Genomic DNA, 23,937 nt, shown 5'->3' on the forward strand with positions numbered 1-23,937 from the left:
ATAACGTTGGGTTCGGTGTCGCGGCCTGGTTTCCGTCGATCAATAGCCACGGTCGACGACGGTCGAATCGGGCGATCGGATGTGTGGGGCGCGGATGGAGTCCACCGACAGGGCGGCTTTCTGCGAGATGCTGCGCGGGCTGATCGAGGCGCGCGAGGGCATGTCGCAGAGGAAGCTGGCGAAGCTGACCCATTATGACGACGGGTACATTTCAAGGGTCGTCAACGGTTACAGAAGGCCGTCGGCGGAGGTGGTCCGAGCGCTGGACGACGCTCTCGACGCCGGAGGCAGGCTGATCGCGCTCGCACCGGAGGCTCCGCCGCGTACCACGAGTAAGACCGCGGGGTATGAAGCGACGGCCCCTCTGGGTATCTTGAACCTGAACCCCGCTCCCTATTGGGGAGACGACGACATGAGACGTCGCACAGCAGTTCAGGTGATCGCAGCCTTTGGCGCCGGGACGGCGCTTCCGCCGCACGTCATCGAGAGTGTCTTTGCCGGGATCGAGGACGCGCTGGGGAATCCGTTCGACATCGCCGAGTGGGAGCGTGTCGTCCATAGATACGGTCTGCAACTCCTTGCGGAACCTGCCGGCTCTCTGATCAGCGGAGTCGCGGCCGACATCACCGCGCTCGGCGAACTGCTCAAGCGTGCTGGGAGCGCCTCGGAGAAGGCTGAGTTGTTCCGGATCGGCGCCGGGCTGTCGGCCCTGCTGGCGATGGACCTGTGTGACTTTGGGGACAAGCGCAGCGCACGCGTGTCCTGGACGAATGCTCGGCGTCTGGCAGACGCTTCCGGCGACCGTGACCTCTCAGTGTGGACGCGAGCCAGGGAGGCGCAGTACACCACGTGGTCGGAACACTCCGACGCTATCGTTGAAGAGTTGACCGGCGAGGCAATCGGACTCGCGAAAGGGAGTCCGTCCTCAGGTCTGGCCCGCGCCTATGCCGCCCGATCGTACGTGGCGGCCGAACGCGGCGACCGGCGCACGGCGAGGGCGGCTCTGAGTAACTTCAGGCAGACGTTCAATGATCTTCCGTCCGAACAAAGCACTTCAGCCGCGGTTGGCTTGCCGGAAAGCAAGTTGTTTTGGACTGAAGCGTACGTCCGGGTTCTGATTGATGACGATCAGGCGAAAACGTATCTGGATCAAGCTCAGACGAGCGCGGTCGGGGCGCCTTGGAATGAGGGCGTCGAATTGATGCGGTCGCTTTGGCTGGTGCAGAGGCACGATATCTCCACCGGTCTCGAACTCGCGCTGTCGAAGCTCAAGACCAGGCCGCTGAGTTCTTTTCGCCGCCACCTCGTCTCCCGCATCGTGAACACCCTTCCCCAGGAGGGGCGCGCGCATCCCGATGCGCGGGCCTTGCGTGTCTTGGCCTCGGCCGCCTGAGTGGCCGGGCACGCTGGGCGGCAGGCTTCCCGAGCCGATCACGTGCGGGTGACGAAGGGGTCGGGGATGTCGTCGCCCAGTTCGAGGACGACCGTCTTGGTCCGGGTGAACTCCCTGACGGCCTCGATGCCGTTCTCCCGGCCGTGGCCGCTCCGGCCGAGGCCGCCGAAGGGGACCACGGGGCTGGCCAGGCGGTAGGTGTTCACCCACACGGTCCCGGCCCTGATCCGGTGGGCGAGGCGGTGGGCGCGTTTGACGTCGCGGGTCCACACACCCGCCGTCAGGCCGTACGGCGTTCCGTTGGCGATCGCGACGGCCTCCTCCTCGTCGTCGAACGGCAGGACGGCCAGGACGGGCCCGAACACCTCCTCTTGGGCGATCGGCATATCGGGCCGGACGCCGGTGAGGATCGTCGGCTCGTAGAACGCGTCCGCGCGGAGCGCCTCGCCCGCGGAGGCGACCCGGTCGGTCGCGACGCGGCCACCGGTCGCGGCGGTGGCGCCGGCGGCGACCGCCTCGTCCACCATGGAGCGGATGCGGGCGAGTTGCGCCTGGGTGGCGACCGGGCCCATCTGGGTCCGCGGGTCGGCGGGGTCCCCGAGACGGATGCGCTCCGCGCGGTCGACCAGCCGGGAGACGACCTCGTCGTGCAGGTCGCGGTGGACGATGAGCCGCGACCCGGCCACGCAGGTCTGCCCCGTCGCGGCGAAGATCCCGGCGAGCACGCCGGGCACGACCGCGTCCAGGTCGGCGTCCGGGAAGACGACGTTGGCCCCCTTGCCGCCGAGTTCGAAGGTGGTGGGTGTGAGGTTGTCGGCGACGGCGTGGCTGATGGCGACCGCCGTACGCGGGCCTCCGGTGAAGGTCACGTGATCGACGCCCGGGTGGCGGACGAGGGACTCGCCGCAGGCGGGGGCGGCGGAGGTGATGACGTTGACCACGCCGTCGGGGATCCCCGCCTCCGCGATGAGCGCGGCCAGTTCCAGCGTGGACGCGGGGGTGGCGTCGCTGGGCTTGAGGACCACCGTGTTACCCGCCGCGAGGGCGGGCGCGAGCTTCCAGGTGGCGAGCATGAGCGGCGAGTTCCACGGCACGATCGCGGCGACCACGCCGACCGGTTCCAGCCGGGTGAAGCCGAAGAGGGTGGGGAAGTCCATGTTCGCCACCCGGCCGTCGATCTTGTCCGCGAGCCCGGCGAAGTAGCGGTACCAGCGGCTCATCCCGAGCGCCTGCGCGCGGGTCTCCCCGAGGATCTTGCCGTTGTCGGTCGTCTCGATCCGGGCGAGGTGCTCGGCGTCGCGCTCGATCAGGTCGGCGAGCCGCAGCAGCAAACCGCCGCGCTGCGTAGCGGTCAGCGCGCCCCAACCGGATCCGTGCAGGGCCTCGCGCGCCGCGCGGACGGCCCGGTCGACGTCGGCCGGGCCGGCGTCGGGTACCTCGGCCCAGGCCAGGCCGGTGGCCGGGTTGAGGGTCTCGTAGCGGCGCCCGCCTTCGGCCGGTACCCAGGCACCACCGATGAACATCTCGTACATCTTCATGGGCGGTCACTCCCCGGAACGATCAGCGGTTTGATCTCCGTGCCGGCCCGCATGGCGGCGAGCGCGTCGTTCACCTCGCTCAGCGGGCGGGGTGGGGCGAGCAGCCGCCCCCAGTCGATCTCGTCGCGGGTGCGGCGGACGAGCTCCAGGGCCTTGTCGTAGGCGTCGGCGTCGGCGCTGAAGACGCCCGCGACGCGGAGCCCCTTGAGCGGGATCCGGGCCGCCGCCACCGGGTGCGGCGGCCCGCCGAGGGTGCCGGCGACGACCACACGGGCGCCGATGGCGGCCAGGTCGAGTGCCTCGGCGAAGGCCGGCGGCGCGCCCGAGCATTCGAGGACGACGTCGGCGCCGTGCCCCCCGGTCAGCTCGCGCAGCCGCTCCAGGCGCCCTTCGGCGTCGAGTTCGCCCACGTCGATCGTCGCGTCCGCCCCCCAGTCGCGGGCGATGGCGAGCCGGTCGGCCGGCGCCCCGATCACGGTGAGGCTGGCCGGGCGCTGCCGTGCCGTGAGGACGGTCGCGAACAGGCCCAGCGGGCCGCTGCCCTGGACCGCCACGTGCTGCGATGGGTCGATCGCCCCGGCGGCGGCGAGCACGTTGACGGCCGACCGGCCCGCGCAGCTCGCCGCCGCCGCGAGCGCGTCCGGCACCTCATCGGGCACGCGGATCCGACCCGACCGCGGGAACACGTAGCCGTACTCCCCGAACGCGCCGGTGACGTACGGGAAGCGTTCGCAGCTGACCTGCATGACCCCGACCCGGTTCTGGCACAGGTTCGGCCGGCGCAGGATCGTGCACGGGTGGCAGCGCCCGCACGGCGCCGGCGACCACACCACGCGGTCGCCGGGACGCAGCGGCCGGCCCACCGAATCGGCGTCGGCGTCCGGACCCATCGCCACGATCTCCCCGACCATCTCGTGGCCGGGCACCAGCGGAAGCTCATACCGCACCGAGGAGCCCGCCATGTGGCCGTCCACCAGGTGGACGTCGGAACCGCACACCGTCGCGGCGGCGATCCGTACCAGCAGGGCGCCGGTTTCGGGCTCGGGCAGCGGCACCTCCCGTAGCCGCAACGGTTCGCCGTAGGCGGCCAGCGCCGCGACCACGGCTGTACGCCCTCTGCCTGCCACGCTACGCACCGGTGCTCAGCGTCTTGGTCCGGCCGCCGGGAGCGTCGGCGGGCACGATCTCGGCGAGCAGGCTGGTGTGGCAGCCGGGGCACAGCCGCCTCCGGAAGACGACCGGCCGGTCGGTGTGCAGCGCCGGATCGGACTTGACCTGGTCGGCGGCGTCACGGGCGGGCAGTTCGGCGAGCAGCGCGCCGGACGTGGGGTCGGTGCGGTCGCCGACGGCCGCGCCGCAGTGGGCGCAGTGCACGGTGTCGTCGGCGGCGAGGTCCAGGTTGTCGTCCAAGCGTCGCTCCGTGCGGGCACCCTCTCGTTCCATCCGGTCGGGTTCGCGGCCTGGCGCGCGGGCGGCACGCAGCTCCTGGCGCCGCCGTCGTGTCGCGTCCTCGTCGATACCGCCGCCGGTGAGCATCACGCCGTAGATCCGCTCCGCGGCCTCGACGCCGACCTTCCCGGCGGTGACGTCGCGCAGGACGAGCAGCGGGTCGCGCAGGAGCGGGTCGCCGTAGCCGCCGCCGGCCGACCACTGCGTGAAGTAGGCGTCGGCGAGGCCGATCTGCGTCTCGGCGTGCACGGGAATGATCTCGGCGCGTCCGCCGAGCTCGTCCACCGACTCGGGGATGCGCCCGGCGGCCAGCAGCTCGCCGACCCGGGCGCCGTGCACGAGCACGTCATGCCCGGTGTTGCCGGGGTAGCCCCCGCTGACCCCCGGCGCGGACGGCAGGGCCTTGCCGGCATGAGACACGACGAGATGCAGGCTGGGCGACCCAGGGCCGTGAGGGACGAAGCAGCTCGATCCCCCCACGCCTCCGCGATACCGGCCGGGCCCGCCCGAGTCGATCTCCTCGCGCCGCCACAGATACAGCAGCGGGTAGAGGAACTCGTTCATCTCCACGTCGGCGATCTTCCCCATCGGGATGCCGAGAAGCCCGGCGGTGTCGCCGCCGTCCCCGGTGCCGCGCGCCCCGATCCCGCCCGCCATCGGGTCCCCGAGCATCATCACGAACGGATGGTCGTGCTGGTCGAGCCCCGAGAGGATGACGCAGTCCCAGGCGCCGCACGGCACGGCGGTCAGCGTCTCGCGGCCCTCGGGGCGCGGATCGCTGTCGAGCATCCCGGCCAGGCACTCGACCACCACGTACGCGGTGGCCCAGTGGGAGGCCACCGACCCCTTCCCTACGCCGTGCGGGAACTCGCAGTTGTTGATCGTGCCGGGCTCGCTGACGATGCGCAGCGGACGCAGCAGGCCGCCCGGCGCCCACGGGATGTCGCCGCACAGCACGGGCAGGATCGCGCCGAGGATCCCCGCGCGCAGCCCGCCGTAGGTGCAGTTGATGATGCCGTCCACCTGCGGGTCGGTCCCGGAGAAGTCGAAGGTCAGCTCGTCCCCGCGTTTGGTCATCGTCAGCGCGATCGTGTGGATGTCGCGGTCGGTCTCGCGGGCGGAGTCCTGGTGACTGACCGCCGACCATGATCCGTCGGGCAGCGAGCGCAGCCGGGCCCGCAGTCGCTGCTCCGAATCGTCCATCATGCGCCGCATCACGCGCTTGACCGTGCCGGCGCCGTACTTGCCGATCAGGCGGCCGACGCCCTCGGTGCCGATGTTGTTGGAACCCATCTTGGCGCGCAGGTCGAGGGAGACCAGGGCGGGCAGCCGCGAGCGGCGGATGTAGGCGTCCTCGACGTCCGCGCGGATCCGGCCACCTTCAACGATCTTGATGGGCGGCATCGGCAGGGACTCCCAGAACACGTCCATGCCCTTGGTGCTCCAGCTTCCCGGGGCCACGCCGCCGAGGTCGATCTCGTGCGCGATCGTGCCGGCCCAGGCGAAGATCTCGCCGTCGTGGAAGATCGGCGCCACCAGGCACACGTCGTTCTGGTGCAGGCTCCCGCCCACCCACGGGTCGGTGAGGATGAACATGTCACCGGGTGCGATCCCCGGATTGTCCGAGCGGTTCTCCAGGATCCACTTGACCGCCATGTCGATGGCGCCGGCCTGGCTCATGTTGAACAGGCCGATCTGCACGACGTCGCCGATCTCGTCCATGATCGCCACGCCGCAGTCGTTGACCTCGCTGACGATGATGGAGCCCGACATCCGCTTCAGGCCCTCGCACATGGCGTTGGTGATCGCCCAGATCCGGTGTCGCACGACCTCGTACGTCAGCGCGTCGACGGTCTCCGCGGTGCCGGTGTGCAGCCGCACGTCCCCGCCGAGCAGGTCGAGAATCTCGGCGCGTGGCCTCGGCCGGTACGCGAACCGCTCCGAGCCGGGAATTCGCATCGCCATCGGTCAGTCTCCGTCTTCGAGGTTGATCACAAGGTTGCCCAGCGGGTCGACGGTGGCCCCCATGCCCGCGGGGACGGGCACGGTGGTGGTCGGTGCCTCCACCACGGCCGGGCCGGTGATCGTATGGCCGGCCCGCAGCGCGCCGTAGTCGTAGATCGCGGTGTCGGCCCAGCCCTGCCGGACGCTGAGACACACCCGGCGCCGTCCCTTCACCGGAGGCGGCCCGGCGGCGACGGGGATGGTGGGGATCGTCGGCGTACGTCCGAGATGCCCGGTGGCGTAGACGCGGAACGTGATCAGCTGCACGCCCGCCGCGGCGAATCCGGTGCCCTCGCCGAACAGCTTTTCGTACCGCCGTTCGAAGTCGGTGACCACGGCGGCGACGTCCTCGTCGCCGAGCGTGCCGGGCGGCACCGGCGTGGTCACCTCGGCTAGTTGCAGCAGGTAGCGCGCGTCCACCTCGCGGCTCAAGGTGATGTCGGAGAACGCCAGGTCCTGATCCTTCATCCGCTCGGTCACCTCGGCTTCGAGCTCGGCGAACACCGCGTTCAGCTCCGCGGCCGGCACCGGCACGTTGCACGGGCGGCTGCGCTCGGCCGAGATGACGACGTCGGCCGCGCACAGCCCGAAGGCCGAGAACGTGGCCGCGGTCGGCCCGAGCGGCACCAGGATCTGCCGCGCGCCCAGCTCCGCGGCGTAGTTGGCGCAGTGCACCGGGCCAGCGCCGCCATAGGAGTAGAGGACGAAGTCCCGGGGGTCGTGGCCGTTGTTCAGCACGACCTGCCGGAGCACATCGGCGGTCTGGCTGTTGGCGATCTCGAAGATCGCGGCGGCGGAGTCCTCGACCGACAGCCCCAGCGGCTCGGCGACGCCGGTGCGGATGGCCTCCCGGGCGAGGCCGATGTCGAGGCGCTTGCGCCCGCCCAGGAAGTAGCCGGGATCGATGATCCCCAGCACGACGTCCGCGTCGGTGATCGTCGGCTCGGTGCCGCCCTGCGCGTAGCAGGCCGGGCCCGGGCGGGCCCCGGCGCTGCGCGGCCCGACCTTGAGGTTTCCGCCCGCGTCCACCCAGGCGACCGCGCCGCCGCCGCTGCCGATCGTGGTGATCTCCACCATCGGCACGCTCACCTCGTGCTGGTTGATCACCGCGGTGGTCGTCGTCACCGGCGCGCCGTCCACCACCATGCCGACCAGGAAGGTGGTACCGCCCATGTCGGTGCTGACGATGTCGCGGTGCCCGAGTTGCCCGCCGAGCGTGACGCAGCCGACGATGCCGCCGGTGAGCACCGAGCCGACGGTGGTGATCGCGTGCGCGGCGGCGTCCTGGGCTCCGATCGTGCCTCCCGAGCCCTGCATGATCAGCAGTTGCCCGAGGAAGCCGAGCTCGCGCAGTCGTGCGTGCAGCGGGTCCAGGTAGGCGCGGACCACGGGGCCGACCTGGGTGCTCATGATCGTGGTCGTGCTGCGCGGGTACTCGCGGATACGCGGGTTGAGGTCGCTGGAGAGCCCGACGTACAGGCCGGGGGCCTCCTCCTCCAGGATTCGCCGGGCCGCGCGCTCATGGGCCGGGTTGGCGAACGACCAGAGGAACGACACGGCGATCGCCTCGACGCCGAGCGCGACGAGTTCGCGGACGGCCCGCCGTACCTGATCCTCGTCCAGTGCGACGACCACCGCGCCGTCGCGGTCGACGCGCTCATCGATCTCGCGGACGAGCCGGCGGGGGACCAGCGGCTCGGGCTTGTGCGTGTGCAGGACGTCCTGGATCGCCTCCGGTCCGAGCCCAGCGTGCCGCCCGGCGACGTTCATCACCACGATCGAGTCGCGGTGCCCCCGCGTGGTCAGGAACCCGACCGGAGGCACGTTGCCGGTGACCAGGGCGTTCAGGCCGGCGGTCGTGCCGTGGCAGATGTAGTCCGCCTCGGCCAGCAGGTCCGACACGTCCAGCCGCATGCGCTCGGCGAGGTCGGAGAGCACGGTGAGCACCCCGGCGCCGTAGTCGGGGGGCGTGGAGAGCGTCTTGGTCGCCGCGATCGTGCCCTCCTCGGCGATCACGCAGGCGTCGGTGAAGGTGCCACCGATGTCGACTCCGATCACGTAGGTCATGCGCGGCTCCCTCCGCCGGCCCTCAGCGAGATCAAGCACTTCCGAACTGGGGTGTTCGGCTATGAAAGGTGAAGGTAGACCGGCATGTCATTGCATGTCAACAGGTACTTAGTCGGTGTTTAGGGTGAAGCTCAGTGGTGTTGACGATGCGAATTGTGCGATCTACAGTCAAATACGAACAGTAGTGTTCGAATCTAGGTGGACTCATGCCCTACTTCACGTCCGTCGGGGACGTCCCGCGTAAGCGCCATACCCGCTTCCGGCAACCGGACGGCTCTCTCTACCGCGAGGAGCTCATCGGCGAGGAGGGGTTCGTCGCCGACTCCTCGCTCCTCTACCACCGCGGCATCCCGAGCGAGGTGGTGGCGGTCGCCCCCGGCGAGGCCGTGCCGGAAGCGGCCCCGGGCGGGCTGCGGCCCAACCATCCGATGCGGGCACGGCACCTGCGGCCACACGAGTTGGCCTCCGGCGGGGACCTCGTCACCAGCCGCCACATCCTGCTGGGCAACGATGACGTGCTCATCGGCTACGCCGCCGCCGACGCGCCGTCCCCGCTGTACCGGAACGCCGTCGGCGACGAACTCGTCTACATCGAGTCCGGCGCGGCCCGCTTCGAGAGCGTCTTCGGCTGGCTGGAGGCCGACGCCGGTGACTATGTGATCGTGCCGGCCTCCACCACGCATCGCTGGATCCCGCTGGGGGAAGGGCCGGTACGGGCGCTCGTGATCGAGGCGGCCGGGCACGTGCGCCCGCCTCGCCGCTACCTGTCGGCGCACGGACAGTTCCTGGAGAACTCCCCGTACTGCGAACTGGACCTGCGCCTTCCGCGGGGACCGCTGCTGGACGAGGGCGAGAACGTCGACGTGCTCATGAAGACGCGCGCCGGGTTCGCCCGCTACACGATGGCCACGCATCCGTTCGACGTCGCCGGCTGGTTCGGGTGCCTGTACCCCTACGCGTTCAACGTCCACGACTTCGAGCCGGTGACCGGCAGCCTGCACCGGCCGCCGCCGGTCCACCAGACCTTCGAGGGGCCGAACTTCGTCGTCTGCTCGTTCGTGCCGCGCCTGTTCGACTACCACCCCGAGGCCGTGCCGGTGCCCCCGTGGCATGCCAACGTCGACAGCGACGAGGTGCTGTTCTACGCGCAGGGAGACTTCATGAGCCGCGCCGGCAGCGGCATCGGGCAGGGCTCGCTCTCGCTCCATCCGGCCGGGTTCGTGCACGGCCCGCATCCCGGCAGCGTCGAGGCCGCGCTGGGCGCGCTGCGGACGGAGGAGGTCGCGGTGATGATCGACACCTTCCGGCCGCTGAACCTCGGCGCCGCCGCGACGCCGTGCGAGGACGACTCCTACACGCTGAGCTGGCACCGGGCGGCGACCGGTGCGTGACCGCCCCCTGCCTGCGTCGGCCCCGGCTCCGGCGGTGCCCGTGCTCATCGTCGGCGGCGGGCCCACCGGCCTGTGCCTGGCGATCGACCTCGGACGCAGGGGCGTCGAGTGCCTGCTCGTGGAGGAGCGGGAAGAGGTCTCGCTGGCCGGCCGCAAGGCCAACGGGTGCAGCGTGCGCAGCTTCGAGCACTTCCGGCGCTGGGGCATCGCCGACCGGCTCCGGCGGGTCGCCCCACTGCCCGCCGACTATTCCGACGACGTGGTGTTCCTGACCCGCATGACCGGCCATCTGCTCGCCGAGTTCCGTGGCGCCAAGCACGGGATCGGCCGGTCGGACCTGTTCGCCGAGAACTTCCAGCGGATCCCGCAGGCGGTCGTCGAGCGCGAGCTCCGCGCGGTGCTCACCGAGCTGCCGACGGTGCGCACCTGGTACGGCTGGAGCTTCGAGGATCTCCAGCAGGACGAGGACGGCGTCCGGGCCCTCATCCGCGACACGGCCGGCCGTGAGAGCCGCTGGATCTCGTGCTCCTACCTCGTCGGCTGCGAGGGCAGCAAGGGCGGGGTCCGGGACGCGGCGGGCATCGGCCTGACCGACGAGCGCGTCCTGTCGGCGAACGCGAACATCACCTTCCGCAGCCCCGAGCTGGCCGACCTGCACGACAAGGGCCGGGCCGCCCACTACTGGATCGTCAACCCCGACGTCACCGGCCTGCTCAGCCCCCGCGACCTGACCGGTACGTGGACGTTTATGGCAACCTACCTGCCGGGCGACGGCCACGCCGACGCCCGGGCGCTGATCCGGCACGCCGTCGGACGGGACTTCGCGTTCGAGGTCGGGGCATGGGGGCCGTGGTGGGCCAACACCCATCTCGCGGAGCGGCACCGGCGCGGGCGGGTGTTCCTCGCCGGCGACACGGTGCACGTCCATCCACCCTCGGGCGGGCACGGAATGAACCAGGGCGTCCAGGACGCCGCCGATCTCGGCTGGAAACTCGCGGGCGTGCTGCACGGCTGGGCCGGTCCCGCGCTGCTGGACAGCTACGAGGCCGAGCGCCGCCCGGTCAACCAGGCGGTCATCGCCTCGGCCGTCAACAACTGGACCACCTGCGGCCCGGCGTTCGTCCGGCCCGGCATCGAGGAGGACCCCGCGGTCCGCCACGGGCTGCGCGAGGAGATCCTGCGCGAGAAGCGCAAGCAGTTCGACGCGCTCGGGCTGATCCTCGGTTACCGCTACGAGAACTCGCCGGTCATCGCCTACGACGGGCCCCCGGCCCCGCCGCTGGAGATCACCCGGTACGTCCCCACCTCCCGACCGGGACACCGCGCTCCGCACGCATGGCTGGCCGACGGATCGTCGCTGTTCGACCACTTCGGCCCCGGCTTCACCCTGCTGCGCACCGGCGGGCCCGGCGGGGCTCCAGGGACCGGGACGATGCTGCGATCGGCCCGCGAGCGCGGCATTCCCCTGCGCCTGCTGGACCTTGAACACGAGGCACCGGTGCACGCCGCGTACGGGGCCGGGTTCGCGCTCGTCCGGCCTGACCAGCACATCGCCTGGCGCGGTACCGCACCGCCGGGCGATCCGGGCGTCCTGCTCGACGTCGTACGGGGCGCCGCCCCGGTGGAGGTGCTCGCATGAACGGTGTGGAGCTCCTCGCGATCCCGATGCAGACGCCCGCCGCGGCCGACCAGATCTACTCGGGCGTGGCGCGGCAGGCCGGAGTGCTCTGGGCCACCCGGCACCGCGCCGCGCCAGGACGCCTGGCCGACACCGTCGTGGTCGTCGTGCACCCTTCGTCGAACTTCCTCGGGCACTACGCCCTGCCCTGGCTCGCCGCCGAGGGCGCCGACGCGGTCGGCATGACCACCCGCTACATCGGCAACGACTCCGCCCTCCTGCTGGAGAACTGCGTCCTCGACGTCGGGTCGGTCGTACGCCACCTGCGGAACGAGGGTTACCGGCAGGTCGTCCTCATGGGCAACTCCGGCGGCGGCGGGCTGGTCGCCCTCTACCAGGAGCAGGCCGAGAATCCCACGATCACCGGGCCACCCGGAGGCGGCCCGCCCGACCTCACCGCGGCCGACCTGCCGCCCGCCGACGCCCTGGTCCTCGCCATGGCCCATCCCGGACGGGCGGGCCTGCTCACCGAGTGGCTCGACCCGGCCGTCGTGGACGAGCACGACCCGACCCGGCGTGATGATGACCTGGACATGTTCCGCCCTCGTAACGGGCCGCCGTACGCACCCGGATTCCTCGCCGCCTACCGCGCGGCCCAGCAGGCGCGCAACGACCGCATCACCGCCTGGGCCAGCGACCGGCTCGACCGGCTGAGCGGACCGGCGGACCTGCCGTTCCTGGTGCACGGAACCTGCGCGGACCCGCGCTTCCTCGACCTGGACATCGACCCCTCCGACCGGGAGCCGGGCACGCTCTGGGGGGACGCGTACGCCGCCAACCTCCAGCCCACCGGGCTCGCGCACTTCACGACCCTGCGGTCGTGGCTGAGCCAGTGGAGCCGCACACGGTCCAACGGCCACGGCCCCCTGCGCCTGCGCGGCGTCGGTGTTCCCGTGCACGTCATCTACGGCACCGCCGACCAGGGATGTTTTCCCTCCCATGCGCGGGAGTTGTTCGACGCGGTCCCGCATGACCGCAGGACGCTCACTGCGATCCACGGTGGTCGCCACTACCTCAACGGCCGTCCCGACCTCGCCCGGCGGCTGGCCGAGATCGTCCTGGACCGGTGCCGCGGCGCGGACACGCCCGCATCCACTGGCCCGGTGCGCGGCCAGGCGCCAGAATCGGAACCGGCGACGCCCCCGGCCCGCCGGCCATCGAACGGAACGTGAGGAACAATGGAGCGGTCGCGGGTTGTCGAGCAGGCGCTACAGGTGCTGGAGGTCATCGGCGAGCGAGGTCCCATGTCCCCGTCGGAGATCTCCCGGGTCACCGGGCAGAACCGCACGGTCGTCCACCGGATGCTCGCCACGCTGCACGCCCGTGGCTTCCTCCGCCAGGCTGGCGGTACCTATCATCTGGGCGCCCTGTTCCTGAAGTTCGCCGAGACGATCGAGCCGGCCCTGCGCGCCGCCGTCCGGGAGGTCATCGAAGGGCTCGCGAGGGACACCGAGGAGACGGTGGTCCTGTCGGTGCCCGATGACACGGACTCCGTCGCGATCGAGCAGGTCATCGGCCGCGCGCATCCGATCCGGGTCGAGTACGAGCTCGGCTCCCGCCGTCCCCTGGCCTCCGGTGCCAGCGGCCGCGCCATCCTCGCCTTCGCGCCCGACGACGTGCTCGCCCGGGTGCTGGACGCGGCGGACCATCCCGGCCCCCTGCGCCGGCAGCTCGACGAAGTGCGCCAGCTTGGCTACGCCATCTCCCACGACGAGCTCAAACAAGGCGTCCATGGCATCGCCGCACCGGTACTCGGCGACGACGGCCACGCGGGCGCCGCCGTGTCCGTGCTCACCCCGTCCGTACGGGCCGCGAACATCGCCGGACACACCGAGGCACTCCTCAAAGCCGTCGAAGAGATCTCCCAGCACTGGCCTCCGCACCGGCGACCGTGACCCCGCCGGTCCGGCAGCGCCGCACTGGCTGACCGGCTCCACCCGGGGCCACAGGGGTGTGGTGATCCCGGGTGGAGCCTCCTAGACGGATGTTCAGATCTCCAAGGACTCCTCTATCTCCCTGAGCCGGTGCCGGGCCAGCGCCAGGTTGGCCCGCCCGCGGTCGAGGGCCATGTAGAGGAACAGTCCCTTGGCCTTGCGGCCGGTCACCGGCCTGATGATGTGGTACTGGGTGGCGAGGCTGATGAGGATGTCCTCGATGTCTTCCTTGATGCCGAGCTGCTCCATCGTGCGGAGCTTGGCCCGCACCACCTCGGTGTTCCCGGCGGCCGCGACCTGAAGGTCGAGCGACTTGGAACTGCCGAGCTGGCCCAGGGTCATACCGCTGCTGTAGTCGACGACGGCGACGCCGATGGTCCCGTCGACCCCCATCATTTCCTTTAACGCCAGTTCGAGATTGGACATGATTCTTCCTTTCTGCCGTTCACCGGGTTACTCGCGGCCGCCGGACGGCGAGACCGCGGATCGCGTGGACGTGGCCGTCAGATGGTCGGCGATGGCGCGGGCGGCGGGTCGGCACTCCAGATGAAGCCGGCCGACGTTCACGCCGGGTCCCGCCAGGACGGTCAGTGACGCGTCCGGGCCGGAGGAGTAGGTCACCACGTAGCCGTCGACGCCACGGATCACCACCTCGTGGAAGGCGCCGCCGTGCGCCGTCTGCGCGATGCGGTGCGCGAGGGAGAGCCCCGAGGCCGTCACCGCCGCCATGCCGGACGGCTCGACGGACGGAGGCAGGTCGTGTGCGACGAGCAGGCCGTCCGCCGAGGCGACCAGGCTCCCCGTGAGCTGCGGAATGCGCGCCCGCAGCGCCCTGAGCTCGGTCATCACCTCCGACTCCGGGGCCGGGACTGTCTCCGAGGGTTCCCCCACTTTGGTCAGCCTTTCGATCAGTGTCCTCAGCGCGGTCATCCGAGCTCCGCCAACGCGGCGCGCAGCCGTGTGAGCAGCTCGTGGTCGACCGCCGCCCACTGGGTGGGCGGCTCGAACCCGCCCGGCGGAGCGGAGACCAGCTCTGCCCCGACCTCCTCCGCCTCTCGCACGGCGCAGGTGCCCTGGGCCGCCGCCCGGATCAGCGAGGCCGCGGCGAGCCCGCGGACCGCGAGCAGGCAGGCGAAGCCCGTCCGCCCGAGGCGATGCGCCAGGTCAACGGGGGTGCTCCGGCCATCGGCGTTGAGCAGGATCTCCGTCTGGAGCCCGGTGAGGATGACCCGCTGCCGCCGGACGCGCCGCACCGGCTCGACCGGCACCGCGTCCACGTTCGCGGACGGCCAGACGGCGTCGAGCAGATCGCGGCGCCGACGCTGCTCGCGGACGAGGGTCGCCGCGGTGGTCCTCGGGCACCGGCCCCGCGCGGCCGATCCCTCGGTGAACGCGGGTTCGGCCTCCGAACCGAGCAGGAAGTAGGCGGCGTCGAACATGGCGACCAGAGCCGGCAGTTCGGGATCGGCGCCCCGGGAGGACCTGAGCAGGTCCCCGGCGCCGGGCGCATCCCTGCTCTCGGCGTGCGTCACGGCCCCGTCCGCGATATGGAGCGCTCCTTCGTCGCCGATACGCAGAATACCGGTGACCCGCTCGCGTTCCAGGGTCTCGAGCGCTCGCGGAATCCGTTCTGCGTACGTCATCTCATCCCCCCGCCATTTCGTGGACGAGCCCGCGCAGGCGGAGCCGGGCGAGCGCGAGGTTGCCCCTTTCCTGATCGATCAGTAGATGGACGACGAGATGCCCGTCGAGCCCGGCGTCGGTGATGGCGAGGAGGTGATGACCGTCCTTCCCGCAGACGATGATCTCCTCGACGTCATCGCCGGCCGCGGTCGCGCTCAGCGCCGGTGAACCCAGCACGGCCCGCACGACGTCGGTCACCCCCGCCGCGTCCTCGTGCTGGTCGACCAGGTCTTCACGGCCCGCCGCGGCGACGGCGAGCCCGCTGGCACAGTCGATCAGGGTCACCCGCAGGGCGCCCGGAATGCCCATGACGAGGGACAGGATGTCGTCGATTTCAGCCACAACGCTCATTCCTCCACAGAAATGAGAAGTGCAGGAAGCCGACCTTATCTGGAACTTTGCCGCTCGGGCCGCGAAATAGCCCAAGTAGCTCAAGATTTGTGCTTTAGGGAACTGAATACCTTTCGGTATGCGAATCGGGTAGGAACTCGGACACTCCGGAGGAGAAAAACCAACCCGGTCGGTGGATGTTCTGGTTAGGCGAAGCTTCCGTACTCGCCCCGGTAGAAGAGCAGAGGGTCCCCTTCGTCGTGCTTGTCCAGGTTATGGACGCGAGCCACGACGATGACGTGGTCTCCGGCGAGGTGTTCCCGCTCGACCGAGCACTCGATCCAGGCCAGGGCACCCTCGATCAGCGGGCTGCCGTTCGGCGACTCCGTCCAGTCGATGTCGGCGAACTTGTCGCCTCCCTTGAGCGCCAGCCGCCTACAGATCTCCAACTGCGGCTCGCTCAAGATGTTGATGCACAGCCGGTCGGCGCCGCGCAGCCGCGGCCACGTCGTGCTGGTGTGCGCCACGCAGAACGCGACGAGAGGCGGGTCGAGGGAGACGGAGGTGAAGGAGTTCGCGGCCAGGCCCGTCGGACGCCCGGTGCCGGTCTCGATGGCGGTGATGGCGACCACGCCCGTCGCGAACCTGCCGAGCACCGAACGGAACCGGGCGGCGTCGACACCGGTGCCCGCGACGGCGGCACTGGGTCCGTGACCCATGACCCGGTCCCTTCTGTTGGCCTGGCGCCGCTGGACGCGACACATGCCACTAAAGCCCCTATTCCGGCACGGTGATTCCCGCGGTGGCCGATCTCGGTCGAAGGTCCCGGTGGGACGTCCGCCCGGAGACCGAGACGGGCGCCAGGCACCCGAGCGCGTTACCTGAGCGGTGGGACGAAGCCGGAGGCGAGTCCCGCCGGGAAGATCGCGAAGCGATGTCGCGCTCGCACGAGCACGGTCAGGGGGGCGAGCCGCCAGGCGAGCCCCCCTGGGCCGGGCTCGCAGTAAACACGGCCGGGATCGCGGTGAGCGCAGGCGGGGACGCCACATGGACCGCGCTGTAGGGGTTGGTGAGCGCGGTCGAGGTGAGGCCGTCCAGCAGGAGACGGCCGGTCCGGGCGAGGCGGCGGCGGGAGCGGTCGGACAGTCGCGGGCCCTCGTGCAGGGCGGCCCAGGCGATCCAGCCGACCCCGACGACGGCCCAGTACGAGACGAGCCGGTAGAGGCCGACGGCCGCCGCCGCGGGCGACAGCGTCGCGCCGAACGCGACCAGCGAGGCGGCCATGCTGCTCTCGATCGCGCCGATCCCACCGGGCAGCAGCGGCAGGACGCTGCCCGCCGCCTGCGCCGCGAAGTAGGCGAGGGTCACCCCGTGCGGGCCCACGTCGATACCGACGGCCCGCGCCGCGGCGAGCAGCGCCAGGATGTCGAACAGCCAGTTGAGCGTGGCGAGGACGACGAGCGCGGCCCAGTCACGCGCCGTGGGGCGCAGCACGTCCCGGGCGCCGGCGAGCCGCTCGGCGTGCGGGGCGATCCGCGGATGCGTGAGCGCGACGCGGTACAGGTGCCGCAGCGGCGCCGTGATCTGCGCACGCAGCGGCGGCCACCGGAGCGCGGGAACCAGCAGCAGGACGAACGCCGTCGGGACGGCCAGCGCCGTCATTGCCAGCTCGCGGGCGTTCGGGTCGGCCATCAGCGCGGCCAGCCCGATCACCGTGTAGGCGGTCGTGGTGATCACCCCGCCCGCCAGGATCACGGCGGTGGCGAGCTGGGCGGAGGCTCCCTTCCGGCGGAACTGCCGGAAGGTGTAGACGACGCTCACCGCCGGGCCGGCGGGCAGCGTGGTGGACAGCGCGTTGCCCGCGTAGGTGATCGCGAACGCGCGGCGCAGTGAGATCCGCAGGCCGCCGATGCGCAGCAGCCGGCGCTGGAGCCGGGCGAAGGCCGCCATCGACCCCGCCTCGGCGAGGACGACCACGCCGAGCCAGCCGAGGTCGGCGTTCGTCGCGGCCGACCACATCACCGCGAGGTCGGGAAGCTGGTCGTGGACGAACGGGAGTGCGGCGACGGCGGCGAGCAGTACCGCCCACTGCATCAGCAGTCCTGCTCTGCGCCGCAGCCATGAGCGCTGCGGAGTGTCTTCGGGGGTGGCCTCGGCGGTCGCTCCGGAAAGGTCACTGACCGGCTGGGGGTGAGGTTCGGAGAACGGCAGATCGGGTACCGCGACTGTCTCGTGCATGTCCCGGTCACCTCGCAAGTCCGCCCGTTTTGCGCAACCTACGGTTTCCCTACGACATTCCCCGCGACCGGGTCACAGAACCGCAAAGTGACTCTCGCCACCTCGTGTACGGCCAGAATTTACCGACCGCCGCGCCCCTCTCCTATGGCCTTCGAGTGGGGTTCACCGCGTCGGACTCGGCGGGCGGGTCGGGGTCCGGCCAGGGCTCCCGCTGGTCCTCATCGGTCGTCTGCCGTTCGTACTCGGTGATGCCGACGCCGCCGTCCCTGCTGTCCTCCGGTTCCTCGATGACGTGCTCTTCGGGCGGGTCCTGGACGTACTGCTCGGTCAGGGCGATCTCCTCCGCCTGCTCGTCGTCGCCCATGTCGTCCATGTCATCGCGGAAGTCACGGTCCTCACCGGGCTTGCGCTCGGTCATCGGGCCCTCCAGGTTCGGCTCCACTGACCGGACCGGTATCCCCGCTGCCGGACGGCCTATTCACCGGACCGTTCCGGGCCAGACGCTCCCAAGGTCGGCATATCGGTGGTTACCATCCCGACATGGGCGTACAGGCAGTGATCTTCGACTGGGGCGGCACGCTGACCCCGTGGCACGACGTCGAGCTGGACGACATGTGGCGCGCGATCTGCTCCGCGCACCTTCCCGCGGACGCTCTCGAGAAGGCCGCCACCGCGCTCGCCGGTGCGGAGCTGGAGCTGTGGCGCCGCGGCACCGAGGAGCACCGCAGCGCCACGCTCACCGAACTGTTCGAGATCGCCGGCGTCGAGGCCACCGACGCCCTCCTCGACGCCCACTTCGAGAGCTGGACGCCGCACACCCACACCGATCCGGCCGTCCCCGCCCTGTTCCGCGCGCTCCGCGGGCGCGGCATCAAGATCGGCGTCCTGTCCAACACGATGTGCAGCCGCGACTGGCACGAGCGCGTCTTCGCCCGCGACGAGGTCCTCGACCTTCTCGACGGTGCCGTCTACTCCAGCGAGATCCCCTGGACCAAGCCCCACGCCGAGGCGTTCCGCACGGCCATGGACGCGGTCGGCGCCACCGACCCCGCCTCCTGCGTCTTCGTCGGCGACCGCCCCTATGACGACATCCACGGGGCCAAGGCGGCCGGTCTGCGTGCCGTTCAGGTCTGGCACCAGACCACCCCCGCATTCACGCGGCCGGGCCTCACACCGCCCGACGCCCTCATCCACGACCTGGAGGAACTGCTCCCGCACATCGAGCGCTGGGCGGCGCCCTGACGGGCCTACTCCTTCGTCGCGACGATCAGGTCACGGGAGATGGCCTGGTCGACGCGGTGGCGGAAGCCCTGATAGGCGTCCGAGTCCCGGACGCCGAGGCCGCTGGAGGCGAGGATGTCGGCCAGTTCGTCGCGGCGGCCGACGAAGGTGTTCCAGGAGATGCCGATGGCGCCGCCGGTGCGCAGGAGCCCCGCCCACTCCGGGACGGCCGCCGACAGCAACTCCACCGGGCTGCGCGACAGCTCCGGCCTGCCGTTGCGGCCGGGCTGCGCGCCCTTGGGACGGCTGCCGTGCTGGACCCCGTACGGTGCGTCCGTCACGATGAGGTCGAACGAGCCGGGACGGAAGAACTGTCCCGCGCCGAGCGAGTCGGCGTTCACGACGGTGATCTCCATCGTCTCGCCGCTCTTGTAGCGCTCCTTGGACGCGCCGAGAGTGATGTGCAGGCGGCGCCCGAGAACGGACTTCTCCCGCCGGACGTTGGCGACCTGTGCCTGGTGCTTGACACGGTTGTTCTTCAGCCAGGTCTTGATGAACGCGGCGTAGGCGTCGAAGTCCTTACGGTCGATATCGATCCCGGCGGCGTCCAGGCCGTACATCATCGCCTGGTTGAGGGTGGTGCCGCGGCCGCACATGGGGTCGAGGACGCGAGGCCGCCCGTCGATCAGATCCAGGGGCGCGTCGGACGCCAGGGCCGTCACGTTCAGCAACAGCTTGGTGAAGTACTCGTTCGTCTTGCCGGAGTACTTCTGGATGGTGAGCAGGTCGCTGCCGAACACGTCCAGGGGCGCGAGTGGCACGGGGCGGAGCAGGCCGCCGTCCTCGATCTCGAACAGCGCGTACAGGGACGACAGGTTGGACAGGAGGCGGACGTCGGTCTCGGAGAGGCCGTCCGCCGTGAACGTCACGTACGGGACGCCGCCGATGGAGGTCTCCGCGATGTCCTCGACGCGCCCGCCGAGCGCCCGTTCGCTGAAGACCGACAGTTCCGCCTTCACCAGGTCTGCTGCGGCCTGTGCATAGACCCTGTTGTGCGATGGGGAGACGAGGAGGCCGTACGCGGTCATTCGGTCGACATTAGCAGCGTCGGGGGAGCGTTCGAGGAGGCCGCCGGACACGTCCGGGCTGTCTTCTCGCGGACCCGCGGCCGGGCCGCCGCCCTCCGGTCAGCCCGCCCGAACGGGCCGCCTCTTCGCCCCCCGGGCGTTCCGCCTGTCGTTCGCCTTGCGCTTGGGCTCCTCGGCCTGCGGTTCCGGGGCAGCCTGCGATTCCGGGGCGGCCGGGAGCGCGGCGGGCGCGGCCGGCGCCTCGATCGCCGGAAGGTCCGGAAGATGCCGCGCGGCGGCGTTCAGCAGATCGTGGACGCGGTTGGCGAGGCTGGCGAGCTCGGCGCGGGCGACGGCGGCCTCGTCCTTGGCCCGGCGGGCCTGGCGCCGCGCCTCGTCACGCTCGGTCGCGAGCTGCGTCAGCTGTTCGTGGTAGGCGGCGCGGAGCTCGTCCAGGGCGGTCCGCCCACCGGTTCCGTTCCCGTGCGGGGTCTGCGTCATGCCGTCTGGGCTCCTCCCCCGAGTGATCCAGTACAAAAGGGATCAACGCGTATTGGAAGCCCTTTCGTTCCCCGGAGTGCGCAAGATCACTCACCCGGTTCGGGACGCGGTGACAGCGCCGTGGGAGGCAGCCCGGGGAACGCGGCGGACGGGCCCGGCGCCCCGGCGGTCTGCCGCCAGCGCGCCGCGCGGGCCATTGCGATCTGGGCGTTGTCGGCCGCGAGATGCCGCAGGTCGGGGGAGGACGCCCCGGCCAAGCCGACGTAGGCGGGGACCACCCCCTCCTCCAGCGCCGCCGCGAGCTGGGCCGCCCCGCGTGCGGACGTGACCCGTACCGGGAGCCGGTAGGCCGGGGCCGCCGCGACCGGCGGGACCGAGAGGATCGAGATCAGCCGGTCGCGTTGCGTGCGGTGCGCGTCCCAGACGGCCTTGGCGGTCTGGTGAGGCGTCCCGCGCAGGCGGGCCCCGAGCACGCCATAGCCGTACACGGCGGCATGCTCGGCCGCCAGCGCCGTTTGGAGCGCCCGTACATCGGACTTCGGGGCGTCGCGGGGCGTCGGCGGCCGTACCGTTCCCGCGTGGCCCGCCTCGCAGGCGCCGATGCTCGCCAGGAGCTGGGACAGCCCGGGACCGGCCCGGCCGGCGTCCTCCCGGCGCGCCAGTGCCGCGCGCTCCTCCGCCTTCCGCAACGCTGCGAGGATCCCCGCCCCACCGGACGGCAAGGTGGCCGCGCGCGGGGCCGGGATGGAGCTGCCCTCGCCCGCCCGGTCGCCCGACCCGGGCACGTAGTGGCGCCGCAGCACCGCCAAGTGCTCGCGGTGGTGGGCCAGGACGGGATCGATCCGGCCGGCGAGCGAGGCGTCCGCCTTCCGGGCCGCCTCGTAGGTGGCGATGAGGTCCCGTTCGGAGGCGATGGCGGCGCTGAGCACGGCCACGTCCCGGCGCGGCGCCGCCTCCGCGGTGCATCCGCACAACCAGGGCAGGGCCAACGCCGCGGCCCCGCCCAGCATCGCCCGGCGCGAGAACACGGCCGCTGGCAAGGGCGTCTCCTCACCCGGTATGTCGTGGTGGCGGCCCGTATCGGACGAGGATCGGACGGGAACCGGTCGTCGTCCGGGACTCGTCCATCGGGCCAGCTCAAGCATTCCATATCCGGCGCGCCGGTGAGCTGTTCGAAGGACCCCTGCGGTGTCCGGCTGTCGATAGTCTTGAAGAGTCAACGGACGAGCGGTGATTTCAGCGCAGGCGCCGCCCCGCGCTCATTCGCGGGCGAGGATCGCGCAAGAGCACAACAAGAGGAGGGTCCCATGAGCGTCGAGTCCCGCGGTGACCGCGCTCAGGGGGGCCGCGGCGAGGGAACGGCGCGGCCGACCCGCGAGGCGGTCGTCGCGGAGCTGACCCGGCTGCTGGCGCCTGTCGTGGCCGAGGCCGGTTTCGACCTGGAGGAGGTCGACGTCCGCCCCGCCGGCCGGCGCCGGCTGGTCAAGATCGTCGTGGACGGCGACGGCGGGGTCGGGCTGGACGACGTCGCGCGGGTCAGCGAGCGGTCCTCCGCGCTGCTGGACGCCTCCGACGTCATGGGCACCTCGCCGTACGTGCTGGAGGTGACCTCGCCGGGGGTCGACCGTCCGCTCACCGAGCCGCGGCACTGGCGCCGCGCGGTGGGCCGGCTGGTCGCCGTCCCGCTGACCGAGGGCGGCCAGATCGAGGGCCGCGTGGTGGCGGCCGATGACGAGGCCGTCGAGATCGACGTCGCGGAGGTGCGCCGGGGCAAGGGAGCCGGCGGCCGGGGCGGCGGCAAGTCCGCTGGGTCGAAGACCGCCGGGCCGAAGGTGGCGCGGCGCCGGTTCGGCCTTGGCGAGCTGGGGCGCGGCCGGGTGCAGGTGGAGTTCAAGGCTCCCCGGGGCAGTTCCAGGGGGAACGACTCCGGCGCGGCCGACGAAACGCGTTCTCCGGCTGAGCCGGACTAGAGGGGGGACACCTCGTGGACATCGACATGACCGCCCTGCGCGGCCTGGAGAGCGAGAAGGACATCTCGCTCGACGTGGCCGTCAAGGCCATCGAAGACGCCCTGTTGATCGCCTACCACCGGACGGAGGGCGCGGCGCCCAAGGCCCGCGTCGAGCTGGACCGGCAGAGCGGGCACGTCACGGTCTGGGCGACCGAGACCGATGAGGAGGGCACGGCCCTCCGGGAGTACGACGACACACCGACCGGATTCGGGCGCATCGCGGCGACGACCGCCAAGCAGGTCATCCTGCAGCGGCTGCGGGACGCCGAGGACGAGCTGACGTTCGGCGAGTACGCGGGCCGCGAGGGCGACATCGTCAGCGGCATCATCCAGCAGGGCAAGGACCCGCGGAACGTGCTGGTCGACCTCGGCAAGATCGAGGCCGTCCTGCCACCGCAGGAGCAGGTGCCCGGCGAGCGGTACGAGCACGGCGAGCGGCTGCGCGCCTACGTGGTGCAGGTCCGCAAGGGCCACCGCGGTCCTTCGGTGCAGCTGTCGCGGACGCACCCGAACCTCGTCCGCAAGCTGTTCGCGCTGGAGGTCCCGGAGATCGCCGACGGCACGGTGGAGATCGCCGCCATCGCCCGCGAGGCCGGCCACCGCACCAAGATCGCGGTGCGGTCGCGGAAGGCGGGGGTGAACGCCAAGGGGGCCTGCATCGGTCCGCTCGGCAGCCGCGTTCGCAACGTGATGGCGGAGTTGCACGGCGAGAAGATCGACATCGTGGACTGGTCGGAGGACCCGGCGGAGTTCGTCGGGAACGCGCTGTCGCCCGCGCGGGTTTCGGCCGTCGAGGTCGTGGACGCGGACGGCCGGGTCGCCCGGGTGATCGTGCCGGACTACCAGCTCTCCCTCGCCATCGGCAAGGAGGGGCAGAACGCCCGGCTCGCCGCGCGGCTCACCGGGTGGCGGATCGATATCCGGTCCGACACCGAGCCGGCGGACGCCACCGGCGCGGCCCGCGCCGAGGCGCCCCCACGCCGTCCGGGGCCGGAAACGGCCGCGCCGTCGCGGGAGCGGCCTGCCCCGAGTGGGGACAATTCCGGCGAATCAGGATCTTCTACGTCAGGAGAGCATGCGACAGGTCCCGCCGACGCCTCGGCGCGGTAGACTCATGTCACGTGGCCGGGTGGCTCCGCGACGCATGTGCGTGGGCTGCCGGGTTCGCACGGTCAAGTCCGACTTGCTGCGCCTGGTGGTGGTCGAGGACGTCCTCGTCCCCGATCCCCGCGGGCGGCTGCCGGGACGGGGCGCCCATGTGCACCCCGACCTGGCCTGTTTCGAGCTCGCAGAGCGGCGTCGGGCGTTCCCGCGGGCGTTCCGTCTGCCGGGACCGCTCGATTCAGGTGTGCTGCGAGCGAGGCTTGCAGAGCAGGCACGACAGCAGCAGGATGACCAACGGTAAGCGACGTCTAGTCGGAAGCAGGTCGAG

23 protein-coding genes are annotated in these 23,937 nt (G+C 71.4%); 9 read left to right on the top strand and 14 right to left on the bottom strand.

Going from position 1 to position 23,937, the window contains the following annotated elements; genetic code table 11:
- The first annotated feature begins 94 nt into the window (after nt 1–94).
- Complete coding sequence (locus tag AMA02S_RS24140; protein ID WP_067461681.1) at nt 95–1,393, top strand: helix-turn-helix domain-containing protein; 1,299 nt, start codon at nt 95–97, stop codon at nt 1,391–1,393.
- Nucleotides 1,394–1,431: 38 nt separating this feature from the next.
- Here the strand turns inward: AMA02S_RS24140 and AMA02S_RS24145 are convergent, their stop codons facing one another.
- The 4 genes from AMA02S_RS24145 to AMA02S_RS24160 are packed head-to-tail and all read right to left on the bottom strand — an operon-like array spanning nt 1,432 to nt 8,451.
- Nucleotides 1,432–2,931 carry an aldehyde dehydrogenase gene (locus AMA02S_RS24145; RefSeq protein ID WP_067461682.1) on the bottom strand — a complete coding sequence of 500 codons (1,500 nt, stop codon included), beginning with the start codon at nt 2,929–2,931 and terminating at the stop codon, nt 1,432–1,434.
- Nucleotides 2,928–4,058 (bottom strand): zinc-binding dehydrogenase, encoded by a 1,131-nt coding sequence (locus tag AMA02S_RS24150; protein ID WP_067461683.1) that lies wholly within the window; start codon nt 4,056–4,058, stop codon nt 2,928–2,930. The genes AMA02S_RS24145 and AMA02S_RS24150 overlap by 4 nt, the downstream gene beginning before the upstream one ends.
- A 1-nt stretch (nt 4,059) precedes the next feature.
- On the bottom strand, nt 4,060–6,345 hold the full coding sequence (locus AMA02S_RS24155) for a hydantoinase B/oxoprolinase family protein (RefSeq protein ID WP_067461684.1): 2,286 nt from the start codon (nt 6,343–6,345) through the stop codon (nt 4,060–4,062).
- A gap of 3 nt (nt 6,346–6,348) precedes the next feature.
- Nucleotides 6,349–8,451 (bottom strand): hydantoinase/oxoprolinase family protein, encoded by a 2,103-nt coding sequence (locus tag AMA02S_RS24160; protein WP_067461685.1) that lies wholly within the window; start codon nt 8,449–8,451, stop codon nt 6,349–6,351.
- A 206-nt stretch (nt 8,452–8,657) separates the two neighbouring features.
- Between AMA02S_RS24160 and AMA02S_RS24165 the strand changes: the two genes are divergently transcribed.
- Genes AMA02S_RS24165 through AMA02S_RS24180 form a run of 4 tightly spaced genes read left to right on the top strand, consistent with a single transcriptional unit; the run spans nt 8,658 to nt 13,415 of the window.
- Nucleotides 8,658–9,842 carry a homogentisate 1,2-dioxygenase gene (locus AMA02S_RS24165; protein WP_067461686.1) on the top strand — a complete coding sequence of 395 codons (1,185 nt, stop codon included), beginning with the start codon at nt 8,658–8,660 and terminating at the stop codon, nt 9,840–9,842.
- Nucleotides 9,843–9,876: 34 nt separating this feature from the next.
- A complete protein-coding gene (locus AMA02S_RS24170; protein WP_169806882.1) occupies nt 9,877–11,481 on the top strand; it encodes an FAD-dependent monooxygenase in 1,605 nt (534 codons plus the stop codon).
- Nucleotides 11,478–12,692, top strand: coding sequence for an alpha/beta fold hydrolase (locus AMA02S_RS24175; RefSeq protein WP_067461688.1), 1,215 nt, complete (start codon nt 11,478–11,480; stop codon nt 12,690–12,692). The genes AMA02S_RS24170 and AMA02S_RS24175 overlap by 4 nt, the downstream gene beginning before the upstream one ends.
- Before the next feature lie 6 nt (nt 12,693–12,698).
- Nucleotides 12,699–13,415: an IclR family transcriptional regulator gene (locus tag AMA02S_RS24180; RefSeq protein WP_067461689.1), complete on the top strand. Its 717-nt coding sequence runs from the start codon at nt 12,699–12,701 to the stop codon at nt 13,413–13,415.
- 93 nt (nt 13,416–13,508) lie between these two features.
- Here AMA02S_RS24180 and AMA02S_RS24185 read toward each other — a convergent pair whose 3' ends face one another.
- The 7 genes from AMA02S_RS24185 to AMA02S_RS24215 all read right to left on the bottom strand — a co-directional run bounded on the left by AMA02S_RS24185 (nt 13,509) and on the right by AMA02S_RS24215 (nt 18,123).
- Nucleotides 13,509–13,880 carry a hypothetical protein gene (locus AMA02S_RS24185; RefSeq protein ID WP_067461690.1) on the bottom strand — a complete coding sequence of 124 codons (372 nt, stop codon included), beginning with the start codon at nt 13,878–13,880 and terminating at the stop codon, nt 13,509–13,511.
- Nucleotides 13,881–13,907: 27 nt separating this feature from the next.
- Entirely contained in the window at nt 13,908–14,384 is a 477-nt protein-coding gene (locus AMA02S_RS24190) for a roadblock/LC7 domain-containing protein (protein WP_067461691.1), read from the bottom strand.
- On the bottom strand, nt 14,381–15,097 hold the full coding sequence (locus tag AMA02S_RS24195) for a hypothetical protein (RefSeq protein WP_067461692.1): 717 nt from the start codon (nt 15,095–15,097) through the stop codon (nt 14,381–14,383). Before AMA02S_RS24195 ends, AMA02S_RS24190 begins: the two co-directional genes overlap by 4 nt.
- A 1-nt stretch (nt 15,098) precedes the next feature.
- Nucleotides 15,099–15,488, bottom strand: a complete 390-nt coding sequence (locus AMA02S_RS24200; protein ID WP_067461693.1) for a hypothetical protein — start codon at nt 15,486–15,488, stop codon at nt 15,099–15,101.
- 185 nt (nt 15,489–15,673) lie between these two features.
- Nucleotides 15,674–16,186, bottom strand: a complete 513-nt coding sequence (locus AMA02S_RS24205; protein WP_067461694.1) for a flavin reductase family protein — start codon at nt 16,184–16,186, stop codon at nt 15,674–15,676.
- A 238-nt stretch (nt 16,187–16,424) separates the two neighbouring features.
- Nucleotides 16,425–17,705: a lysylphosphatidylglycerol synthase transmembrane domain-containing protein gene (locus tag AMA02S_RS24210; protein WP_084265541.1), complete on the bottom strand. Its 1,281-nt coding sequence runs from the start codon at nt 17,703–17,705 to the stop codon at nt 16,425–16,427.
- Nucleotides 17,706–17,847: 142 nt separating this feature from the next.
- Entirely contained in the window at nt 17,848–18,123 is a 276-nt protein-coding gene (locus tag AMA02S_RS24215) for a hypothetical protein (protein ID WP_157430812.1), read from the bottom strand.
- 122 nt (nt 18,124–18,245) lie between these two features.
- On the opposite strand from AMA02S_RS24215, the gene AMA02S_RS24220 reads away from it, so the two are divergent.
- The gene (locus tag AMA02S_RS24220) at nt 18,246–18,947 is read left to right on the top strand and encodes an HAD family hydrolase (RefSeq protein WP_067461697.1); all 702 of its coding nucleotides are present in this window, start codon (nt 18,246–18,248) and stop codon (nt 18,945–18,947) included.
- A gap of 5 nt (nt 18,948–18,952) precedes the next feature.
- Here AMA02S_RS24220 and AMA02S_RS24225 read toward each other — a convergent pair whose 3' ends face one another.
- The 3 genes from AMA02S_RS24225 to AMA02S_RS44305 all read right to left on the bottom strand — a co-directional run bounded on the left by AMA02S_RS24225 (nt 18,953) and on the right by AMA02S_RS44305 (nt 21,534).
- Nucleotides 18,953–20,014: a TRM11 family SAM-dependent methyltransferase gene (locus tag AMA02S_RS24225; protein WP_067461698.1), complete on the bottom strand. Its 1,062-nt coding sequence runs from the start codon at nt 20,012–20,014 to the stop codon at nt 18,953–18,955.
- 99 nt (nt 20,015–20,113) lie between these two features.
- Nucleotides 20,114–20,494 (bottom strand): hypothetical protein, encoded by a 381-nt coding sequence (locus AMA02S_RS24230; protein ID WP_067461699.1) that lies wholly within the window; start codon nt 20,492–20,494, stop codon nt 20,114–20,116.
- 86 nt (nt 20,495–20,580) lie between these two features.
- On the bottom strand, nt 20,581–21,534 hold the full coding sequence (locus AMA02S_RS44305; RefSeq protein WP_245667799.1) for a ferritin-like domain-containing protein: 954 nt from the start codon (nt 21,532–21,534) through the stop codon (nt 20,581–20,583).
- Nucleotides 21,535–21,801: 267 nt separating this feature from the next.
- Between AMA02S_RS44305 and rimP the strand changes: the two genes are divergently transcribed.
- The 3 genes from rimP to AMA02S_RS40630 are packed head-to-tail and all read left to right on the top strand — an operon-like array spanning nt 21,802 to nt 23,910.
- Nucleotides 21,802–22,464 (top strand): ribosome maturation factor RimP, encoded by a 663-nt coding sequence (gene rimP, locus AMA02S_RS24240; RefSeq protein WP_084265542.1) that lies wholly within the window; start codon nt 21,802–21,804, stop codon nt 22,462–22,464.
- Nucleotides 22,465–22,490: 26 nt separating this feature from the next.
- Nucleotides 22,491–23,615, top strand: a complete 1,125-nt coding sequence (nusA, locus tag AMA02S_RS24245) for a transcription termination factor NusA (RefSeq protein WP_218005114.1) — start codon at nt 22,491–22,493, stop codon at nt 23,613–23,615.
- Nucleotides 23,616–23,649: 34 nt separating this feature from the next.
- Nucleotides 23,650–23,910, top strand: coding sequence for a YlxR family protein (locus tag AMA02S_RS40630; RefSeq protein ID WP_245667816.1), 261 nt, complete (start codon nt 23,650–23,652; stop codon nt 23,908–23,910).
- Nucleotides 23,911–23,937: the final 27 nt, after the last annotated feature.

Origin of the sequence: Actinomadura macra NBRC 14102 (genome assembly GCF_001552215.1) — a bacterium.
GTDB lineage: Bacteria > Actinomycetota > Actinomycetes > Streptosporangiales > Streptosporangiaceae > Spirillospora > Spirillospora macra.

What these genes read in the sequence shown, in the direction of transcription:
- AMA02S_RS24140 (WP_067461681.1), top strand. Translation starts at nt 95, where the DNA reads ATGGAGTCCACCGACAGGGCGGCTTTCTGCGAGATGCTGCGCGGGCTG.
- AMA02S_RS24145 (WP_067461682.1), bottom strand. Translation starts at nt 2,931, where the DNA reads ATGAAGATGTACGAGATGTTCATCGGTGGTGCCTGGGTACCGGCCGAA.
- AMA02S_RS24155 (WP_067461684.1), bottom strand. Translation starts at nt 6,345, where the DNA reads ATGGCGATGCGAATTCCCGGCTCGGAGCGGTTCGCGTACCGGCCGAGG.
- AMA02S_RS24160 (WP_067461685.1), bottom strand. Translation starts at nt 8,451, where the DNA reads ATGACCTACGTGATCGGAGTCGACATCGGTGGCACCTTCACCGACGCC.
- AMA02S_RS24165 (WP_067461686.1), top strand. Translation starts at nt 8,658, where the DNA reads ATGCCCTACTTCACGTCCGTCGGGGACGTCCCGCGTAAGCGCCATACC.
- AMA02S_RS24175 (WP_067461688.1), top strand. Translation starts at nt 11,478, where the DNA reads ATGAACGGTGTGGAGCTCCTCGCGATCCCGATGCAGACGCCCGCCGCG.
- AMA02S_RS24180 (WP_067461689.1), top strand. Translation starts at nt 12,699, where the DNA reads ATGGAGCGGTCGCGGGTTGTCGAGCAGGCGCTACAGGTGCTGGAGGTC.
- AMA02S_RS24185 (WP_067461690.1), bottom strand. Translation starts at nt 13,880, where the DNA reads ATGTCCAATCTCGAACTGGCGTTAAAGGAAATGATGGGGGTCGACGGG.
- AMA02S_RS24190 (WP_067461691.1), bottom strand. Translation starts at nt 14,384, where the DNA reads ATGACCGCGCTGAGGACACTGATCGAAAGGCTGACCAAAGTGGGGGAA.
- AMA02S_RS24195 (WP_067461692.1), bottom strand. Translation starts at nt 15,097, where the DNA reads ATGACGTACGCAGAACGGATTCCGCGAGCGCTCGAGACCCTGGAACGC.
- AMA02S_RS24200 (WP_067461693.1), bottom strand. Translation starts at nt 15,488, where the DNA reads ATGAGCGTTGTGGCTGAAATCGACGACATCCTGTCCCTCGTCATGGGC.
- AMA02S_RS24205 (WP_067461694.1), bottom strand. Translation starts at nt 16,186, where the DNA reads ATGGGTCACGGACCCAGTGCCGCCGTCGCGGGCACCGGTGTCGACGCC.
- AMA02S_RS24210 (WP_084265541.1), bottom strand. Translation starts at nt 17,705, where the DNA reads ATGCACGAGACAGTCGCGGTACCCGATCTGCCGTTCTCCGAACCTCAC.
- AMA02S_RS24215 (WP_157430812.1), bottom strand. Translation starts at nt 18,123, where the DNA reads ATGACCGAGCGCAAGCCCGGTGAGGACCGTGACTTCCGCGATGACATG.
- AMA02S_RS24220 (WP_067461697.1), top strand. Translation starts at nt 18,246, where the DNA reads ATGGGCGTACAGGCAGTGATCTTCGACTGGGGCGGCACGCTGACCCCG.
- AMA02S_RS24225 (WP_067461698.1), bottom strand. Translation starts at nt 20,014, where the DNA reads ATGACCGCGTACGGCCTCCTCGTCTCCCCATCGCACAACAGGGTCTAT.
- AMA02S_RS24230 (WP_067461699.1), bottom strand. Translation starts at nt 20,494, where the DNA reads ATGACGCAGACCCCGCACGGGAACGGAACCGGTGGGCGGACCGCCCTG.
- rimP (WP_084265542.1), top strand. Translation starts at nt 21,802, where the DNA reads ATGAGCGTCGAGTCCCGCGGTGACCGCGCTCAGGGGGGCCGCGGCGAG.
- nusA (WP_218005114.1), top strand. Translation starts at nt 22,491, where the DNA reads ATGACCGCCCTGCGCGGCCTGGAGAGCGAGAAGGACATCTCGCTCGAC.
- AMA02S_RS40630 (WP_245667816.1), top strand. Translation starts at nt 23,650, where the DNA reads ATGTGCGTGGGCTGCCGGGTTCGCACGGTCAAGTCCGACTTGCTGCGC.